Origin of the sequence: Gilliamella sp. HK2, from assembly GCF_001690265.1 — a bacterium.
Taxonomy (GTDB): Bacteria; Pseudomonadota; Gammaproteobacteria; order Enterobacterales; family Orbaceae; genus Gilliamella; species Gilliamella apicola_C.
This window is the reverse complement of the sequence record NZ_LZGV01000102.1, coordinates 1-984: the sequence shown is the minus strand read 5'-3', so window position 1 is coordinate 984 and position 984 is coordinate 1. Positions and strand designations below refer to the sequence as shown.

Genomic DNA, 984 nt, shown 5'->3' with positions numbered 1-984 from the left:
CGACCGCCATTAAACTCTCATCCCCCGATGTGTCAAGTAATATTGTGCGTGGAAAGTAGACAGTGTTGCTTTCGGTTGCTTTGGGTAAATTATCTAACGATAATGGAAATTTTTTCCAATAAGCGAGTTTTTGACTTAATTGCCCAGATTGCCGGCCTAGGTGGGAGACTTCATTAGCGTCTATCCAGTAATGCTTATCCTCAACAATAAAACGAATTGTAAAGCAACCTTTATTATCATAGGTCGGCTCAGAGTAGACACCCGGTAGCGTTATCTGTGGCGCGCCACTACTCACTAGCTCAACTTCAGTGGGGATGTCATTTAAGGTTAGTTCAGGATAAAGGAAGCGGTTAATATCAATCAACCGCGCTTTATCTGTTTGCGTTAAACGGTACCATTGTTTTTGCGGTATGGTGTTTTGCGTTTCACCGTTAATCCCATTAATCCCACCGCCTAACGGCGTATTGAATGAAGACTGTCGTGAAGCGTCAAAATATATCAATGGTATACTAAAGGTATATTCCGGTTTGATTTTAACATAGCAATAGTTACTGCTATCTATAAAATGAATCCCTATGCCACTGTTTAAATAGCTATCTGCCGGAGTCTGGATTAATCGGGCCTCTTTTTCAACTAAAATGATTGTCTTTTCACTTTCCAGTAATCCATCTGCTAATGCTCGTTTCATGGCAAATCATTAATACCTTTGTGCTATTGCGTATAAACTAACTCCTCTTTTGTTGGTTGTCTGTAAGCCACAAAATAATCTTTACCTACAATAAATAATGTATTGTTCATATAAATGGCTTGATTGCCATTTAATAAAAATTTAGCTATAGGTAGTTCATCAATATTTTCAAATGTGACATATTCCAATTCGTTACTGATATCAATGTGATATTTTTTAAAATTTTCTACTTGCTGTTGATATAATGCCTCATTATCAAAAAATTGTTTTGAATTAGTCTTACCAAAGTTTACCGG

Annotated in this window: 2 protein-coding genes; both read right to left on the bottom strand. The window is 36.9% G+C overall.

All coding sequences use genetic code 11. From position 1 onward, the window contains the following. The coding region (locus tag A9G45_RS12455; protein WP_141673686.1) for a hypothetical protein at window positions 1-688 on the bottom strand (688 nt) is incomplete at its 3' end. A 23-nt stretch (window positions 689-711) separates the two neighbouring features. Further along, window positions 712-984: hypothetical protein (locus A9G45_RS14515; RefSeq protein ID WP_176701820.1), on the bottom strand; the 273-nt coding region annotated here is incomplete at its 5' end.